Raw genomic sequence first — 17,425 nt, forward strand, 5'->3', positions numbered from 1 at the left:
GCGACCCGGGAGCCATGTCCCATGGCGTGGCCGACGCGCGGTTACCGGAACTCGTCGAGCAAGGTCGCTTACACCACGAAGAGGGACACGACCTGGTCGACCCGCACTGCGCACCGAGATTCGGAATGGGCAGGCGGTTTGGCTCGACGACGCACGGCTGCGTTTACCTCGCGGAAGGGCTGGGCCACGCCTTCGGCATGGGAAAACCACTCCGCCGTCGTCTACCTGTGCTCACAGATAAGCGCCCCAGCGTGAGCGCGGGATCGTCCGCTGGACCCGGCGCCTGCCATCGCCTGGCCCGATGACCTCGCACCGCTCCTTTCGGACAAGGATGCCGCAGCGCCCGCATCGGAGGAGGCGGAGCGGCAAGGCTTGCTGTGTTTCTTCGCGGACTGCGGTGCGTATCGCAGAAACCTGGTGAGCAGGGTCTGAGAAGACTCAGCCCTCACCACAGGCGCCGCAGTTTTTCCTCAACGGATCGTCGGCATCATGACTTTGTCCGGTGCATTACGCCCGCTCGGGTGAAGTTCGTTCGGGACACGAACCTAGTCGTGATCATTAAATCGCGGAGAGTGAAGAATCGGCCCTGTCCGTAGCCATAGGCGGCGAGATACGCAGGTGAATGAGCGCACAGAGTGCGCACGCTTGCGGTGTGGCCAATCCGAGTTTCGTGAGAGAGGTTCTCTGGTGAGCCGTAAAACTGTCCGCAGTTCCCGCGTGAAGACCACGACAATGGTTTCGGCGGGCGCACTTGCAGTAGCGCTCAACGTTGTTCCGTGCACCACGGCCATCGCCGACGCGATCCACAGGTCCGGTGCCGAGCAGAGCGTCGGGCTGCCCGGTCCGAACGGGGTCACGAGCGCCGCCCACGCCAAGAACCGCGGGCCGCAGGGTCCGCGGGGCCACCAGGGTCCGCGGGGTCCGCAGGGTCCGCAGGGACCGCGGGGCTACCAGGGTCCGCAGGGCGCGCAGGGACCGCAGGGACCGCAGGGCGCGCAGGGACCGCAGGGCGCGCAAGGCGCTCAGGGCGCGCAAGGCGCTCAGGGCGCGCAAGGCGCTCAGGGCGCGCAAGGCGCTCAGGGCGCGCAGGGCGCTCAGGGCGCTCAGGGTCCGCAGGGGTTGGCGGCGCTGGACACCTACGTCGTGACCGGTACACCGGGTAGCACGTCGACTGCCCTGTGCACCGGGAACGACGTCGCCACCGGCGGCGGGTACCAAGGCAGCGTCACGGGCATTACGGTCGATCGCGACGCGCCGGTCTTTACCGGTACCGGCCCTGCCAACGGATGGCAGGTCGTGCAGGCCATCACCGCCGTCGGAGAAGTCACCGCCTACGCGATCTGCCACGACGTCGAGCCGTAATTCCGGCGTGAGCGGCGGCGCCGTACCGGCTGTCCGCTTCACCTGGGAATGAACGGCGGTGCCCCGAAGCCTGGCTTCGGGGCACCGTCCGCATTCCGCCCTTCCGCAGCCACGCCAATTACTGATCGCTCTGGATTGTTGTCGGCCGGCGAGTGAGCGTGAGTCCGGTGCCGGCAAGAAAGCCGTCGATCAGATCGGGCCGTAACTCGATGTGGCGCAGGCCCCGGCGGAGGGCGGGCTCGAGGTGTTCGTCGTCGGGGAAGGCGACGTTGGCCAGCGGGCCGCGCCGCAACAAGGGCCAGACGCCCTCCACCGAGTTCAAGTCGAGTGCACGGGAGGGCAGTTGCACGATGGTGAGCCAGTCATGTTCGGCCGCGTGTCACGCATTCCGGCGGCTCGGTGGGTGTTGGGACTGTCCCAGATCAAGACGATGGGAGCCCTCAGCTGGATGTGGGCGCAGACGGCCAGGCCGCGGCAGTCGGTCCACGCGAAGATATTGCGTCCTTTGTCCCGATACTTGCGGTGCCGGCGCGGCCGGCGTGAAGCCTCGCCCGGCTTGTCACGGCACATCGCAGCGATCGACCAGCGGCGCCAGGACCGGCCCCGCACCCCCACCACCGGCGTGTGCCCACGCCGGCCCGGGTGCGTGCGCGTGGCGCGTCATCGAGAACCCGGCCTCCCCTCGAAGACGATGAATGCCCCCAGCGCCGCCGCAGCCATTCCACCTGCGGCCACACGTCCTTCTCCACAAGCCCACTGCGCCCCCGTCGCGCTCCACCGCCCGGCGGGCGGAACACTGCCAGGACCAGCCATCCCGGCGCATCAGCCGCCACACCGCCGCCGACGAACACTCGACACCGAACGTCCGGGCGATGAGCTCCCCGATCCGGGCCACGGCCCAGCGCTGGTCTGGTCTGGTCTGGTCTTCCCAGGCATACGTGGCTGGCCCCAGCGCCAACTCCTTCTCCAGCTCGACGAACCGGCCATCGGACAGCTTGGGCAGTTGCGCCGGCCCCGTGGAGGCGAGGGCATCCATCCCGCCCTCCCGCCAGGCCCGACGCCAGGGTTCCGCCGAACGCTCACTGCGAGACCCTGGACTTAGGGGCCGACCAGGACGGCCGGCCAGCCCACCTTTGGCCCGCGTCCTCGCTCGGCGGCTGGTCGCTCTCGGCCGAGTCGCACTGGCCGGGCGGGCACCAGCAGGCATCGACCACGGCACGGCGGTCGGCCACACCACGTGCACTCCTGGACCCGACGACCTCCGCCCAGTTCGCGGCGGCCCCGGGCAGGCAGGGGTCCCCGTTCTACGACGCCATCGACTCCTCGGTCGGCACCTGACTGCACGATCTGGTGTCCGTCAGCAAGCGATCGGAGCGGCCTTCGCTCCGCTGGCGGGGCAGGCGGCGGCCGGGCGGCTGTTGTTCGCGATGGGCCGCGACCGGCGCCTGCCGCGCATGCTGTCGAAGACGGGCTCCGGCGTGCGCGTGGCCCTACTGTGCCCGGCCGACATCACGCTGGTCGCAGCGGGGTGGACGGCGCTGACGGGAGCGACGGCATGGGCCACATGGTGTCCGTGGTCGGCATCGGCGCGCTGACGGCCTTCACGCTGCTGCCCGCGAGTGCGGTCGGCTGGTTCGCGGTCCGAAGGCGTAGTGGCCCGGTGATCTGGAGGCGTTACGTGGTGGTGCCGGTCGTCGGGGCGGCGATCACCGTGGCCGTGATCATGGAGGCGTCCGGAGCGCCTCAGGTCGTCGGCGTGGTGTGTTTCCTCGTGGGGTTGTCGGTGCTGATGGGCCAGGGAGCCGCCGCGAAGTTCACGGCCGGTGACGATGCGTTGTCGTAGCCGGACGTTACGCTCGCGGCATGGCTGTGAACTCGACTCCCGAAGCGCCCCTGCCCGTCGGCGAGGTGTCGCGGCTCATCGGCGGCTGGATCGACCGGCTCGGTGCCGTGTGGGTCGAGGGGCAGATCACCCAGCTCTCCCGGCGCCCCGGCGCGGGTGTCGTGTTCCTCACGCTGCGCGATCCGTCGTACGACATCTCGGTGAGCGTGACCTGCTTCCGCCAGGTCTACGACGATGTCGCCGATGTCGTCAGCGAGGGCGCCCGGGTCGTCGTACTGGCGAAGCCGGAGTGGTACGCGCCGCGGGGGCAGCTCTCGCTGCGGGCCACCGAGATAAGGCCGGTCGGGGTCGGTGAGCTGCTCGCGCGGCTTGAGCAGCTGAAGAAGGCGCTCGGCGCGGAGGGGCTGTTCGCGCCGGAGCGCAAGAAGCCGCTGCCGTTCCTGCCGCAGTTGATCGGACTGGTCTGCGGGCGCGCGTCCGCCGCCGAGCGGGACGTCCTGGAGAACGCCCGGCACCGCTGGCCGGCCGTCCGCTTCGAGGTGCGCAACGTCCCGGTGCAGGGGGTGCACGCCGTCCCGCAGGTCGTCCAGGCGGTCAAGGAGCTCGACGCGCTGGACGACGTGGACGTGATCATCGTGGCGCGCGGCGGGGGCAGCGTGGAGGATCTGCTGCCGTTCTCCGACGAGCAGTTGGTGCGGGCGGTCGCGTCCTGCCGCACCCCGGTCGTCTCCGCGATCGGGCACGAACCGGACACCCCGCTCCTCGACTACGTCGCCGACCTGCGGGCCTCCACACCGACGGACGCCGCGAAGAAGGTCGTACCGGATGTCGGGGAGGAGTACGAACGGGTACGACAGCTGCGCGACCGTGCGCGGCGCTGTGTGGAGGCGTTTCTGCAGCGGGAGGAGCGCGGGCTTGCGCACGCCCTCGCGCGGCCGTCGATAGAGGATCCGCACCGGATGATCGACGAGCGCGCCGACCATGTGGCCTCCCTCACCGATCGCGCCCGCCGCACCCTGGGGCATCTGCTGGACCGCGCCGACTCCGAACTGACGCACACGCACGCGCGCGTGGTGGCCCTCTCCCCCGCCGCGACCCTCCAGCGCGGGTACGCCGTACTGCAGAAGTCCGACGGACATGTGGTGCGGTCGCCGGACGAGGTGACGGCGCAGGAGAGCCTGCGGGCGCGGGTCGCCGAGGGCGAGTTCACGGTGGTGCGGGCCGAGTGAGGAGCCTGGGCTCGCTGGAGCGCGGCCGGGGGTCCGGGGGTTGCTCCCGGGAGAGCACAGCAGTGTCAGTGTCGATGCGTAGGGTGGGCGGATGACCAGCAAGGTGGCGGAAGAGGCGCTCGGGTACGAGCAGGCGCGGGACGAACTGATCGAGGTCGTACGGCGGCTGGAGGCGGGCGGTACGACGCTCGAGGAGTCCCTCGCGCTGTGGGAGCGCGGCGAGGAGCTGGCCAAGGTGTGCCGGCGCTGGCTGGACGGGGCGCGGGCGCGACTGGACGCGGCGCTGGCCGAGGAGGAAGAGGCCGGGGACGGGGACGACTCCGAGTAGGAGAGCCATCGTGATCTGTGAAGCGGATCACCACACCCCGTTTTTGGTTGAATGTTGAAATTCATTCGCGTACGGTCGTGAACGTCAACCGGTCCCCGGTCCGCTTCCGGGGTCGACGCGCCACCCGAGAAGGTTCCCCATGTCTCTCGTTCTTGACCCCGCCGCCCAGGACCTGCTGTTCCGCGAGGCCCGCACCGCGAACACCTTCACCGACGAGCCGGTGACCGACGAGCAGGTCCAGGCGATCTACGACCTGGTCAAGTACGGCCCGACCGCCTTCAACCAGAGCCCGCTGCGCATCACCCTGGTCCGCTCCGCCGAGGCCCGCGAGCGCCTGGTCCAGCACATGGCCGAGGGCAACCAGCCGAAGACCGCCACCGCCCCGCTGGTCGCGATCCTCTCCGCGGACAACGAGTTCCACGAGGAGCTGCCGCAGCTCTTCCCGCACTTCCCGCAGGCCAAGGACCTCTTCTTCAGTGAGCGCCCCGCCCGTGAGGGTGCCGCCGGGCTGAACGCCGCCCTGCAGGCCGCGTACTTCATCATCGGCGTCCGTGCCGCGGGCCTCGCCGCCGGCCCGATGACCGGCCTCGACTTCGCCGGCGTCCAGAAGGAGTTCCTGGACGACGACCACACCCCGCTGATGGTCGTCAACATCGGCAAGCCGGGCGAGGACGCCTGGTTCCCGCGCTCCCCGCGCCTGGAGTACGACGACGTCGTCACCACCGTCTGAGACGTGTGACATGAGAAAGGGCCCCCACCGGGTGGGGGCCCTTTCTCATGCCGTCATGCCATCTTCAGTGACTTCGCCATCTCCGTCAGCTGGGCGAACGACCCCGTGCCCGCGACCACCGTCGTCGCCCCGTCGGCGCTGTGCACGAGGGCGTCGTAACGGCCGCCCGTGTACCTCGTCCAGGTGCGGCCCGCGATCTCCTGGGTCTGCTTCGTCGCCTCGCCGCCCTGGCTCGCCTCGTCGATGAACTCCGACGGCTTCTGAGTGGACTGCTCGATCTGCACGTACTCACCACCGGGCGCGTTGAACCCCAGGTGCCAGGCGTCGGACTGGTCGGCCCGGTAGCGCACCGAGGTCGCCTTCCAGCCGGCCGACAGGCCCTCGGGTGCGGCCACCGGATAGGGGGCCGCGCGGCGGGCCGTGAGCAGCTCGACGCGGTAGTCGACCTTCTTGATGTCCGGAGCGGAGTCGTCGTGCGGGATGAACACGTAGATGACCGCCGCCGCGATCCCGATGAGGCCCAGGGAGAGAATCATGTCCCGGACCGTCTTCTGCTTGCCGTTCGAACCTGCCACGCCCCCTATCGTCGCAGGTGCCCGGTCCGCTCATCCGTGGGGTCCCCTGCTCATTTTGTCGGACTGACGATAGAGTCGACGGTCGAACCCTCATCCGGCCGTCGTCGTATCAGAAAGGTGCGCTCCGATGACCGAGCATCATCATCTGCCGTCCGAACTCGAAGTCCCCTCCGAGGCCCCCGACCGCAACCTCGCCCTGGAACTCGTCCGGGTGACCGAAGCCGCCGCGATGGCCGCGGGCCGCTGGGTCGGGCGGGGCGAGAAGAACGGCGCCGACGGTGCCGCGGTACGCGCCATGCGGTCCCTCGTCTCCACCGTGTCGATGAACGGCGTGGTCGTCATCGGCGAGGGCGAGAAGGACGAGGCCCCGATGCTCTTCAACGGGGAGCGCGTGGGCGACGGGACCGGGCCCGAGTGCGACATCGCCGTCGACCCGATCGACGGAACCACGCTGACGGCCAAGGGCATGCCGAACGCGATCGCGGTACTGGCCGCGGCGGACCGGGGGTCGATGTTCGACCCGTCCGCCGTGTTCTACATGGACAAGCTGGTCACGGGTCCCGAGGCCGCGGACTTCGTCGACATCGACGCGCCGGTCTCCGTGAACATCCGGCGGGTCGCCAAGGCCAAGCGGTCCACGCCGGAGGACGTGACCGTGGTCATCCTCGACCGGCCCCGGCACGAAGGGATCATCCAGGAGATCCGGGAGGCGGGGGCGCGGATCAAGCTGATCTCCGACGGTGATGTGGCGGGGTCGATCTACGCGCTGCGCGAAGGTACCGGCGTCGACATGCTGCTGGGTATCGGCGGTACGCCGGAGGGGATCATCTCGGCCTGTGCCGTGAAGTGTCTCGGGGGGACGATTCAGGGCAAGCTGTGGCCGAAGGACGACGAGGAGCGGGCGCGGGCGGTCGATGCCGGGCACGATCTGGACCGGGTGCTCACGACCGACGACCTGGTGTCCGGGGAGAACGTGTTCTTCGTGGCGACCGGGATCACGGACGGAGAGCTGCTGCGGGGTGTGCGGTACCGGTCGGAGACGGCGACGACCGACTCGATCGTGATGCGGTCGAAGTCGGGGACGGTGCGCAGGATCGACTCGGAGCATCGGCTCAGCAAGCTGCGGGCGTACAGTGCGATTGATTTCGATCGCGCCAAATAGCGCCTGAGAGCTCGGGGGCTCTGGAGCGTCGGCGGGTGCGGGTGCGTGGGGCTTCTCGCGCCCACGCGGCGGAGCCGCATATCGATACAGCCCCGCGCCCCTGGGGAGTTCACCAAGCCCCTGTATTACACGTTCAGCCGAATCTCGTGCAGGCAAAAAGGGGCGTCCCCGGTGCGGTGGGGGCGCCCTTTTCGCTGTGGCTATCAGCCCGCCTGCGCGATACGCGCCGCCCGCGCCGCCTTCTTCAGTTCCATGTCGCGGCGCCTGCGCCGGGCCAGGACCACTCGGCGTTCCGCCGCGGTCAGGCCGCCCCAGACGCCGTAGGGCTCGGGTTGCAGGAGGGCGTGTTCACGGCACTCGACCATGACCGGACAGCGGGCACAGACGCGCTTCGCGGCCTCCTCGCGGGAGAGCCTGGCGGCGGTGGGTTCCTTGGACGGGGCGAAGAACAGGCCGGCCTCGTCGCGCCGGCACACCGCCTCGGTGTGCCATGGAGCGTCTTGGTCCCTGTCCCGCACTGGCACCCGCTGGGCCGGAACGGCAGCGACCTGCAGGGACGAATGCGGCGGTTGCAGCACGGTCTACTCCTGACGACGGCTTCGCGAGCGAGAGACGATGCAGCAAGCCCTACCCGCTGTGCGCGCGCCTATGCACTGGGTCCCGAACCGCTGGATTCCGGGTGCTCATGTGCGCTCCGGAAGGCCGATCAGGGGTGGGCCGATTCACTCCGAACCCGACCGGATTCACAACCGTCAACGGTCCAGGTGTTTGCGCAAACTCCTGTCGACCTTGTGCTGCACCCGGTCGAGGATGTCCGCGACGAGCTTGCCGCGCTTGGGCCGTCCCTCGATGTTGCCGAGCACGGCCCAGCCGTCGACGTACACCACGGGCGCGTCGGGCTCGGGCGAGTCCAGGCTGTGCACCTCGAAGTTCCCGAGGACCCCGCCGCCGGTGCCGCGCAACGAGACGTTCTCCGGGACGCGCACCTCGACGTTACCGAAGAGGGAGAACGCCTTGATCACGACCTGGCGGTACTCGAAGATCGCCTCACTGAGGTCGATCTCCACACTGCCGAAGACCGCGTAGGCGTGGATACGGCGGCCCGCGCGCCAGCGCCCCTTGCGGACTGCGGCGCTGAAGACCGCCACGACGTTCTCGTCCGGGTCGTGGGGTATCGCGTCGGTCGGGCGGCCGGGGGCCGGTGTCCAGGCCGGGGCGGTGCGGCGCTCGTGGGCCGCGGGCAGGTCCCGAATGAAGACCTCCAGCTCGCCCACCGTCTTGGCGCTCAGCACCCCCTCGACCCGCTCGGCGTGCTCGTCCGCGGTGAGGCGACCCTCGGCGAGGGCCTCGCGCAGGATGTCGGCGACGCGGTCGCGGTCTGCGTCCGAGGCACGCAGTTCGGCGACCTGGGGTTCGGTCTTCTTCTGAAGGTCCACGACAGCAGCGTATCGAAACGCGATAGATCGCGACTAGCCCTGTGGGCAACTCTTGGACAACCAACTGAGCCTTACCTCACAAGCTGCCGCGCTTGGACAGGTTCTAGGCTGTTGAGGCCCGCCGACGGAGGCGGGTGGTCGACCCGCAGAGTGAGGAATGGGCTGAGATGCCTGAGTTCGCGTACACCGATCTGCTCCCCATGGGAGAGGACACCACCCCCTACCGGCTGGTGACCTCCGAGGGTGTCTCCACCTTCGAGGCCGACGGGCGGACCTTCCTCAAGGTGGAGCCGGAGGCGCTGCGCAAGCTCGCCGAAGAGGCCATCCACGACATCCAGCACTACCTGCGGCCCGCGCACCTCGCCCAGCTGCGCCGGATCATCGACGACCCGGAGGCGTCGAGCAACGACAAGTTCGTGGCGCTGGACCTGCTGAAGAACGCCAACATCGCGGCGGCGGGTGTCCTCCCGATGTGCCAGGACACCGGCACGGCGATCGTCATGGGCAAGCGCGGGCAGAACGTGCTGACCGAGGGCGGTGACGAGGCCGCGCTGTCGAAGGGCATCTACGACGCGTACCTGAACCTCAACCTGCGCTACTCGCAGATGGCCCCGCTGACCATGTGGGACGAGAAGAACACCGGCTCCAACCTGCCCGCGCAGATCGAGCTGTACGCCACCGACGGCGGCGCGTACAAGTTCCTGTTCATGGCGAAGGGCGGCGGCTCGGCCAACAAGTCGTTCCTGTACCAGGAGACGAAGGCCGTCCTCAATGAGGCCTCCATGATGAAGTTCCTGGAGGAGAAGATCCGTTCGCTCGGTACGGCCGCCTGTCCGCCGTACCACCTGGCGATCGTCGTCGGCGGCACGAGCGCCGAGTACGCGCTGAAGACCGCGAAGTACGCCTCCGCGCACTACCTGGACGAGATCCCGGCCGAGGGCTCGGAGCTCGGGCACGGCTTCCGGGACAAGGAGCTGGAGGAGAAGGTCTTCGAGCTGACGCAGAAGATCGGCATCGGGGCGCAGTTCGGCGGCAAGTACTTCTGCCACGACGTGCGGGTCGTACGGCTGCCCCGGCACGGAGCGTCCTGCCCGGTCGCCATCGCCGTGTCCTGCTCGGCCGACCGGCAGGCCGTCGCGAAGATCACCGCGGAGGGCGTGTTCCTGGAGCAGTTGGAGACGGACCCGGCGCGGTTCCTGCCGGAGACGACGGACGAGCACCTCGAGTCCGACGGGGACGTCGTCAAGATCGACCTCAACCAGCCGATGGACGACATCCTCGCGGAACTGACCAAGTACCCGGTGAAGACACGGCTTTCGCTGACCGGTCCGCTCGTGGTCGCGCGTGACATCGCGCACGCCAAGATCAAGGAGCGGCTGGACGCGGGCGAGGAGATGCCGCAGTACCTGAAGGACCACCCGGTGTACTACGCGGGTCCGGCGAAGACGCCCGAGGGCTACGCGTCCGGTTCCTTCGGCCCGACCACGGCCGGCCGTATGGACAGTTACGTCGAGCAGTTCCAGGCGGCGGGCGGCTCCAAGGTGATGCTGGCCAAGGGCAACCGCAGCAAGCAGGTCACCGACGCGTGCGGTGCGCACGGCGGCTTCTACCTCGGCTCCATCGGCGGGCCTGCCGCCCGCCTGGCCCAGGACTGCATCAAGAAGGTCGAGGTCGTCGAGTACGAGGAGCTCGGCATGGAGGCGGTCTGGAAGATCGAGGTCGAGGACTTCCCCGCGTTCATCGTGGTCGACGACAAGGGCAACGACTTCTTCAGCCCGCAGCAACTCTCTCAGCCGACGTTCACGACCATCCCGGTACGGGGCCCGGGCCTGGCCTGACCTAGGCAGCGACACCCGCGTAGAGCCCTCGGCCATCGGTCGGGGGCTCTACGCGCAGCGGGGCCATCTCGTCCGCGAGCGGCCCGCACAGAACCGCGTAGGGCCTCACATCGGGGTCAGGCCGCGACAGGCAGCCGCACGGCCGTCCCGAACAGTGGCGTACCCGACTACGCGAATATCAGCGTCGCCGCATAGACGACCATGAACAACCCTCGTACCGTCATGCGTACCGGCCCTAACGGGGGCTGTGACCAAGGGGGTTGAGCATGGCTCGCGAGGAACTGACCCGCCTTACCGGCGACGGGAACGGAGAGTGCGGGCAAGGGGATTGCCCGAACTTGTATCGCACCGGAAAGGGGTCGTTCGTAGTGCAGGGTGACGTGTTCGACGGCTTCATCCCGCCCGAGGGTGAAGGGTTGGTTGAGATCCCGGAAAGCGTGCTGAGGGAGGCTTTCAATGCTCTTGGCTGGTGAAGCCTGGCAAGCCAAGTTCCAGGACTTCCAGAGCGAGGCGTGGCGACTGGAAACCCTGCCCGCTTACCGCGTGCCGCAAGAGGCAGAAGAGTTCTCCCGCTTCCTTGCGGGTGAACGATTCCCGGGGCCGTACGAGGATTCCTGGACGGCCATGATCCGAGATAGTAGGGAATCCGGGGCAAGTGTCGGGCGGGTGCACATCCTGACTCGGCCTCTCTCCGACTACCTGCGTTTCGAGTTCGAGAGGTACTACCGCCATCAGGTCCCCATCGGGGAAGATATCCGAATCATTGACGTGACCGAGCGCGAGAATCCGTTGCCGGGTGTTGAAGACTTCTGGATGTTCGACAAGACGGAAGTAGTCCTCATGCACTATGAGGCGGACGGAACGCAGATCGGCCGAGAACTGTATGAGGGAGACGTGACACCGTTTCTCGAATATCAGCGAATCGCACTGGCCGAGTCTGTCCCCTTCGAGGAGTTCGTGAAGGGTCTTGACCTTTGAGCCGGAAGAGCTAGGCCAGTCCAGAGCCGACCTAGCCGAGACGCTGAAGACGCTCCGCAAGCGGGCCGGGATCACTCAAACCCGGCTCGCTCAGCGTTGCGCTATGAGCCAAACAAAGATCAGCAACATTGAAGGGGCGAAGCTAACACCTACCCTTGTTGACGTGGAGCTGATTCTCAGGGCATTGGATGCACCCCCGGACCTTGTCTCCCGAGTGGCGGCACTTGCGCGTAACGCTAACAGTGAATGGCAAGACGCATGGTCCCAACGCCGTACAGGATTGGAGAAGAAACAGAACGAGCTAGCCGGATTCGAGAAATCCTCAACAGAGTTCCGGTACTTCCTGCTGTCCATGGTGACCGGTCTTCTCGCAACACCCGATTACGTCCGGGCTAGTCTTGCCCACATTCCCGGCGACCACAGTAAGGCCATTGCGAAGAAGCTGGAGCGGCAGTCCGTCCTTTATGACACGTCGAAACGCTTCACATTCATCCTTACTGAGCAGGCCGTTAGGTGGCCATTCCTGTCCTCATCGGCCATGGCCGTGCAGGTTGACCGACTGGTTTCGATTAGCCTGCTTCCAAATGTCGAGCTCGGCGTCATCCCCTTGGATGGCCACATGCCAACTGCGCCATTGAACACCTTCACTATCTATGACGCGCGGATAGCCACGGTAGAGACGCAGACCGGAGTAATGGTATTCCGGGATCACCGGGACGTATCGGCTTACCTGAACGAGTTTGGAACATACGAAGGTTATGCCCTGTTCGGGGACGGCTGCCGTGAACTCCTTTCCGAGTGGGCCACGCGGTTCCGTTCCTGATCTTCTACCCGACAACGCAAATAATGACCGCACCCATGCGCACTGTGCGGGAACATTCCCTAGACGGCATGCAGTCGGGGAGAGGTCACGGTATGAGTGCGAGGCGGACGACGATGACGGAACCGGTGCACTTGACGGCCCCAGTTCAGCAGCCGGACCCCGTAGCGGGCTGTCAGGAATGCCTTCACATCGCGGTGACCCGAACTAACGCCCGATCGGTCGGGGACTACTCGAAGGTGTCCGATGCGAACGTGGTTCTCCGGACGCACCTTCGAGAAAAGCATGGGGCCGAGTGATGGTGCGCGCTGTACTTCGATACGTACAACACCGGATCACGCAGCATCCGAACACCGACGTGACCTTCGAGGCCGAGTGCCTCAAGTGCGAATGGCAGGCCACACCTTCGACCGATGGTGCGGCCGTCGATGTCGAATGCATGGGTCATACGGGCCGCACGGAACACCAGGGATTCCGGCGCATCTGCACCTCATTCGCCCTGGTCGAGCGGATCGAGTGAAGACCCCGGCACGCTAGGGACGGCGAATCTCCTCTCACCTAGCATGCCGGACTAGCCCCACCAGTACCCCCGTGCTGGTGGGGCTTCCCCGCGTTTCTCTGGCTCAGCCGGCCTCGCTATTCAGGCGCATTGCACGGGCCTTGATCGCCTCTGCCATAAGCCGATCTCTAAGACTGCGCTTCTTCTCTTCCTGGAAGCGCCTTCGGGCTATCCAGCGGCTAAGTTCGTTCACTGCCCTCCCCCGTTGGGCTTCGGGGGCAACGGCTTCCAGTCCACAATCACCAAGTGTCCTTCGGTGATGCATCGCTTTTCTTCGCAAGTGTTCTGGAACACGGGATAGAAGCCCTGTCGATTCCTCTTCGGATTCGACGCCATCAAGTACCGCTTAACCGAGGCAAGTTTCCCGCGAATGCGCATCTTCGGTTCACCCTTGCTGTCACTTCTGCCGTACCAGATGCGACATCCGGTTTTCACGTTCGGCCGAGAAGCGGCCGTGATCCTATCAAGCGGCCCTCTGTACTGAAACGTCATCGGGTCACCGCCATCGGCTCGATAACAGAACCGCCCAGCTTGCAAACAACGTTTAGTGCAGCGCGGTTCTCTTTCATGAAGCGCACCCAGTAAGCGTTTCTGGCCCTTCGGGTGTTCTCCGCGCGGGTCACGACGGAAAGGTGATCAGGATTCCAGCAAGCCTTGATCTGGCAAAGGTGGTCGAGCGTAAGGCCATCAGGAATCCTTCGGCCTGAAGCGGCCTTGAAGCCTTCCCCGTGCACATAGCGCGGCTTTCCCTCGGCGGTGAACCGGCCGTATCCGTCCCGTTCGCGGTAGGACATCCATTCCCAGCATCCGCCCTCGCAATCGGGCCAGATGACGGAACGGGCACTCAGGTAAGAGATCACGGCGGCCTTGTCGGTCAGCTTCAAAGACTGTCTCATCGTGTTTCCTTCGAGAGGGGGAGTATCTGGGCAAGGTGCAAGAGTTTCGGCGCAATCCGAAGTATTGAGAAAGCCAAAAAAAGGGGGTCGGCCCGGGAACGGGGTGACCAATCCCGTTCCCGAACCCGTTCAGAACCTCTGAGGTTCTGAACGTTACCGCGTATCAGCGCTTCCCCTTTAAGGAAGGCGCCCAGGCAGAGAAAGAAACCTGGGCGCTAGCTAAGTGGCTTACGTAGCCGACGCCTTGATGACCTGAACGGCCGCAGGCGCGTCTACTGCAAGACCGGCCACGCGATAGGTTGCGCGAAAAGCCGTGAGGTCCTTGTCGAAGCCGAAATCTTCCGAAACGGCCACTCGCACATCAGAACGCACACCAATGTGAATGCGGTCCGGGGCAGCAACAATTACGGTCCTAGCGGGAAGGCTCGCCGAAACGTAGATCGGAAGGCCGAGGCCCGCTTTAGTCACCGGGTCGGTAACCTGGCCAGCCAGGTATCCACCGGTCGTCGAGTTTTCCCGCTCCTTACGGAGCGCCTTACCCATGTCCGGCGAAGCCCAGATGACACCCGGAACCGCACCGGCCGCCTCGATATCCGAGAAGGCGTCGATGATGTGATCCCACCGAATAACCGTGTTGCCCGTAGCGAGATTCACGGCAGTGCCCATTCCAGCCTTCGTGAGGCCGGAAAGGGAAGCCGTTCCGGTCCCCTGGAAAGCGTCCCTGTCAACCTGAGTCGCAATGTTGCGAACCATCACGCCACTGATCAGGTTCCGCATTTCAAAGGCCGCATCAGCCAGCACCTCATTCGAGGCGCGGTAGAGGTCCGCGTACTTGACCGGAGCGAATGTCAGACCAGCGAAATTCGCGGTCCCCTCCGGAATCGCGGCACCCTCAGCAACGACACCGGGAGCGGTCGAGCTAGTCAGATTCGGCAGAGTGAAAGAGCCACCGTCGAAACGGTGGACGTTGATACCAGGCACACGCAGGAAGGCGCTCGCCGCACGAAGGTGCTCGACATACTTGTCCGCAGTCTTCCCCGGAACTGCGTAACCGCCAGAACCCGGGGAACCCTCGGCGACAAGAGTCCGGAACTCGTTCCCGGACGGCAGTAGAGAGCGCCAGGCGCCTTCCTGGCCGTCGGAGCTACCCGAGGCGACAGGTAGAACCGGAGCGCCAGCCTGAGCCGCCAGGGCGCGAACCTCGGCCTCACGGTCGAGCCTCGCCCGATCCTCGCGGGCGTCAACGGCCCGCATTTCCATGTACTTTAGAGTTTCGGCGATCGAGTCGCGAGTCTCAGGCGCAGTCGGACCGTTCTCGCCATTCACCGCAGCCAGAATCTCGGTACGTGCCATGCGCTCCTCAGCGGGAATCGAGTTAATGACAGCCGCAACCTCGCGGGCCGTCAGGCCGCGATCCTCGGACTCGGCGGAATCAAAAATCTTGCGCAGCTCAGTCTTCATTGATGGTTCCTTCGTTTGGTCGGGGCCGGACGCGGCCATGCAGAAGCCGCCCAAACACCCGGATTGGGTGGGGCGGCTTGAATGGGGGCGGCGGTTTTTTACTTGTGTCGTGTTCAGACTGAAGCGATATGAGCTATGCGCTGCCGTTCGGCTTGCTCGACGAAACGCACTCTGCGCGCAACCTTGCGCGCCAGGTTCTTGCAAGATAGGCCGCAGTAGCGGCGCGGGCGCCCCGGCCCGAACTCGGTCGTGAACGGATTTCCGCAGGCCCAGCAATTCAGGTCTACTGTGTTTTTCATGTTCCACATCTCTTCGAGCCGGTGAGCGGGAACAGCTGGCTATCGGTGGTGGATATGCGAAGCGGCCCGGCCCCCATGGCCTTTGGAGTCAAACCATGGAAACCGTGCCGCTTCTACCGCTGCCGCCCATGCGGCGTGTTCCCCCGATCCCGTGCGAAGGGATCGAAGTCGTTGTTGCATCACTAGAAGACCTGTTAGGGCGCGCGAAACCACACGCGTCATCCCGCGCGATTTATCGAGCGATTTCGAAGCCCTGGCCGGATAGCGGTCCGGGTTCCGGTCCCACGAAGTCCGGCTAACCCCCGCGCACTCACGTCGAGGGAAGGCGGCGGGTGCCGGAAGCGATTCGCGCGAAGTTTCGAGACCTCCCCTCCCGTGATGGGTGACCGACCATCCCGCTAAGGAAGGTCATGCAAGGCCCTGTGAGGCGGGAGAGGCTTGCACTAGCCTGCGCTCATGAGGAACGCACATCGCCTACTTGCCGTTGACCTGAAGGCCTGGACCCCGGAGGATTGGTCTGCGGCTGCGACAGTCGCCACGGCCCTCTTTACGGTTGTCACGGTTGGTATCGCTCTCGCTGCCGCGTTGTACGCAAAGCAGCAAGTCGACTTGGCTCGACAGTTGCGAGAAGAGCAGGCTCAGCCATTCGTGGTCGTCGACTTCGCTGACAACCCCGTGATGAGACAGGGCATTGACTTCGTAGTCGAAAACATGGGGCAGACCCTTGCGCGTAACGTGAAGATTATCGTTGATCCGCCGTTCGCTTCCACTTTGGATGATGCCGGATATCCCTTGAAAGACACCGCACTCATAACGCAAGGCATCCCCTCTCTTCCACCAAGGAAGAGGATCGCCGCCTTGTTCGACACTGCACCGCAGCGCCATAGCGCAGGGTTGCCCATGAAATACACAGCCACGGTGCACTTCGAGGATGCCCGTGGGAAGAAGCAGGAACCGTTGACTTACGTCCTCGATCTTTCTATTCGGTACAGCCTCCTGTCGGCGACTGAGTACGGACTTAGCGACGCCGCCGAGGCTCTGCGGAATATCTCGACAACCCTTAAGGAGACTGGACGCGATATGCGGGGTGAGTTTCGGCGACGCCGGGAAACCGAGCGGGATACCACGGCGACTGACGGTGGAGACTCCTCGAATGCTGGTGGGACTGCGACAGCCTAGGCGGTCCTGTTGCCTCGGCTGAGCGGAACAATGTGATCGGCTGTCGCAGCCGGCCGGGAATATCAGATCGAACAGACAGGGTTAGCCGCGAGGATCGCGGCCCTGGTTTTGAGTTATTGAGTCTTGTATCCGCGCGCTCAGGTTGAGGGGCGCGCGTGCTTTCTCTTCTGTTCTCGTCGCTTCGCTCCGGTCGAGGTGAATGGCTCACAGCGTGAGCCGATGGGATAGAGCCGCTTACAGCGGCTACTTATACGGTAAGGAGGTAGTCGCTCCAAACAGAAGCGGCACCCTTCGAGGGGTGCCGTTAGTGGTGCTGTCTGCCTGACCTCCATTCCTCGGCCAGGGGATGACTTAAAGAGATAGAGAGGCAGCGAAGGTTTCCGCAGGTCAGAGAAGAATCGGTAACCCTTCGAGGGTTACGCGGTATCCGTGGCAGGGTTACACGGCGGTGCGTAGGGAGTGCACGCGGCACGATGCCGACCCGAGCCCGTTCTTCTGGAAGTGGTGCCCAGGCAGTACGAGGCACCGTGCGCCCGACTCAGGCGCGATCAAGGCCATGGCCTTAGCGGCAGTCACGCCCTTCTGTACGGCCTGTCTGGTGAGCGCCTGGCCGTTCTCCCCGGCCAGGATGGAAGCTAGCCTCGCGCTTTCGCGAGGTGGGTGTCCGATGCTTGATTAAATAAGCGGAGAGTGCTCCTGACCTGCAACGATGGGACTTGTCGAGGGTCCT

At 65.6% G+C, this 17,425-nt stretch carries 17 protein-coding genes and 2 pseudogenes; 12 read left to right on the plus strand and 7 right to left on the minus strand.

Annotated elements, in window-relative coordinates; translation table 11 throughout:
- Nucleotides 1–717 precede the first annotated feature (717 nt).
- The gene (locus AB0D34_RS46690; RefSeq protein WP_362674199.1) at nt 718–1,362 is read left to right on the plus strand and encodes a hypothetical protein; all 645 of its coding nucleotides are present in this window, start codon (nt 718–720) and stop codon (nt 1,360–1,362) included.
- A 118-nt stretch (nt 1,363–1,480) separates the two neighbouring features.
- Here the strand turns inward: AB0D34_RS46690 and AB0D34_RS46695 are convergent.
- A pseudogene (locus AB0D34_RS46695) lies at nt 1,481–1,980 on the minus strand (transposase).
- Nucleotides 1,922–2,569 carry a winged helix-turn-helix domain-containing protein gene (locus AB0D34_RS46700; RefSeq protein WP_362674236.1) on the minus strand — a complete coding sequence of 216 codons (648 nt, stop codon included), beginning with the start codon at nt 2,567–2,569 and terminating at the stop codon, nt 1,922–1,924. Before AB0D34_RS46700 ends, AB0D34_RS46695 begins: the two are co-directional and overlap by 59 nt.
- A gap of 32 nt (nt 2,570–2,601) precedes the next feature.
- Between AB0D34_RS46700 and AB0D34_RS46705 the strand changes: the two are divergent.
- The 4 genes and pseudogenes from AB0D34_RS46705 to AB0D34_RS46720 form a co-directional block, all read left to right on the plus strand.
- A pseudogene (locus tag AB0D34_RS46705) lies at nt 2,602–3,205 on the plus strand (amino acid permease); the annotation flags it as partial.
- A gap of 20 nt (nt 3,206–3,225) precedes the next feature.
- Nucleotides 3,226–4,434 carry an exodeoxyribonuclease VII large subunit gene (xseA, locus tag AB0D34_RS46710; RefSeq protein ID WP_362674202.1) on the plus strand — a complete coding sequence of 403 codons (1,209 nt, stop codon included), beginning with the start codon at nt 3,226–3,228 and terminating at the stop codon, nt 4,432–4,434.
- 91 nt (nt 4,435–4,525) lie between these two features.
- Nucleotides 4,526–4,762: an exodeoxyribonuclease VII small subunit gene (locus AB0D34_RS46715; RefSeq protein ID WP_362674204.1), complete on the plus strand. Its 237-nt coding sequence runs from the start codon at nt 4,526–4,528 to the stop codon at nt 4,760–4,762.
- A gap of 139 nt (nt 4,763–4,901) precedes the next feature.
- Entirely contained in the window at nt 4,902–5,492 is a 591-nt protein-coding gene (locus tag AB0D34_RS46720) for a malonic semialdehyde reductase (protein ID WP_362674207.1), read from the plus strand.
- A gap of 53 nt (nt 5,493–5,545) precedes the next feature.
- Here AB0D34_RS46720 and AB0D34_RS46725 read toward each other — a convergent pair whose 3' ends face one another.
- Nucleotides 5,546–6,067 carry a DUF4245 domain-containing protein gene (locus tag AB0D34_RS46725; protein WP_362674208.1) on the minus strand — a complete coding sequence of 174 codons (522 nt, stop codon included), beginning with the start codon at nt 6,065–6,067 and terminating at the stop codon, nt 5,546–5,548.
- 127 nt (nt 6,068–6,194) lie between these two features.
- Here AB0D34_RS46725 and glpX point away from each other — a divergent pair, with 127 nt between their 5' ends.
- The gene (gene glpX, locus AB0D34_RS46730; protein ID WP_362674210.1) at nt 6,195–7,229 is read left to right on the plus strand and encodes a class II fructose-bisphosphatase; all 1,035 of its coding nucleotides are present in this window, start codon (nt 6,195–6,197) and stop codon (nt 7,227–7,229) included.
- A 203-nt stretch (nt 7,230–7,432) separates the two neighbouring features.
- Here glpX and AB0D34_RS46735 read toward each other — a convergent pair whose 3' ends face one another.
- Nucleotides 7,433–7,807, minus strand: coding sequence for a WhiB family transcriptional regulator (locus AB0D34_RS46735; protein ID WP_362674212.1), 375 nt, complete (start codon nt 7,805–7,807; stop codon nt 7,433–7,435).
- Nucleotides 7,808–7,981: 174 nt separating this feature from the next.
- Nucleotides 7,982–8,665, minus strand: a complete 684-nt coding sequence (locus AB0D34_RS46740; protein ID WP_362674215.1) for a DUF1707 domain-containing protein — start codon at nt 8,663–8,665, stop codon at nt 7,982–7,984.
- A gap of 167 nt (nt 8,666–8,832) precedes the next feature.
- On the opposite strand from AB0D34_RS46740, the gene AB0D34_RS46745 reads away from it, so the two are divergent.
- From AB0D34_RS46745 to AB0D34_RS46765, 5 genes are all read left to right on the plus strand, one after another.
- Nucleotides 8,833–10,503: a fumarate hydratase gene (locus tag AB0D34_RS46745; protein ID WP_362674216.1), complete on the plus strand. Its 1,671-nt coding sequence runs from the start codon at nt 8,833–8,835 to the stop codon at nt 10,501–10,503.
- A gap of 266 nt (nt 10,504–10,769) precedes the next feature.
- Nucleotides 10,770–10,976 (plus strand): hypothetical protein, encoded by a 207-nt coding sequence (locus AB0D34_RS46750; protein WP_362674219.1) that lies wholly within the window; start codon nt 10,770–10,772, stop codon nt 10,974–10,976.
- Complete coding sequence (locus AB0D34_RS46755; RefSeq protein WP_362674222.1) at nt 10,960–11,481, plus strand: DUF6879 family protein; 522 nt, start codon at nt 10,960–10,962, stop codon at nt 11,479–11,481. Before AB0D34_RS46750 ends, AB0D34_RS46755 begins: the two co-directional genes overlap by 17 nt.
- The gene (locus AB0D34_RS46760; protein ID WP_362674225.1) at nt 11,471–12,304 is read left to right on the plus strand and encodes a helix-turn-helix transcriptional regulator; all 834 of its coding nucleotides are present in this window, start codon (nt 11,471–11,473) and stop codon (nt 12,302–12,304) included. Before AB0D34_RS46755 ends, AB0D34_RS46760 begins: the two co-directional genes overlap by 11 nt.
- A 355-nt stretch (nt 12,305–12,659) precedes the next feature.
- Nucleotides 12,660–12,821, plus strand: coding sequence for a hypothetical protein (locus tag AB0D34_RS46765; RefSeq protein ID WP_362437425.1), 162 nt, complete (start codon nt 12,660–12,662; stop codon nt 12,819–12,821).
- A gap of 527 nt (nt 12,822–13,348) precedes the next feature.
- On the opposite strand, the gene AB0D34_RS46770 is transcribed toward AB0D34_RS46765, so the two are convergent.
- Complete coding sequence (locus tag AB0D34_RS46770; RefSeq protein ID WP_362674227.1) at nt 13,349–13,744, minus strand: HNH endonuclease; 396 nt, start codon at nt 13,742–13,744, stop codon at nt 13,349–13,351.
- Nucleotides 13,745–13,984: 240 nt separating this feature from the next.
- Entirely contained in the window at nt 13,985–15,217 is a 1,233-nt protein-coding gene (locus AB0D34_RS46775) for a phage major capsid protein (RefSeq protein WP_362674230.1), read from the minus strand.
- A 755-nt stretch (nt 15,218–15,972) separates the two neighbouring features.
- Here AB0D34_RS46775 and AB0D34_RS46780 point away from each other — a divergent pair.
- Nucleotides 15,973–16,695 (plus strand): hypothetical protein, encoded by a 723-nt coding sequence (locus AB0D34_RS46780; protein WP_362674233.1) that lies wholly within the window; start codon nt 15,973–15,975, stop codon nt 16,693–16,695.
- The last annotated feature ends 730 nt before the right edge of the window (nt 16,696–17,425 follow it).

Origin of the sequence: Streptomyces sp. NPDC048420, from assembly GCF_040651535.1 — a bacterium.
In the GTDB taxonomy this organism is placed as follows: Bacteria; Actinomycetota; Actinomycetes; order Streptomycetales; family Streptomycetaceae; genus Streptomyces.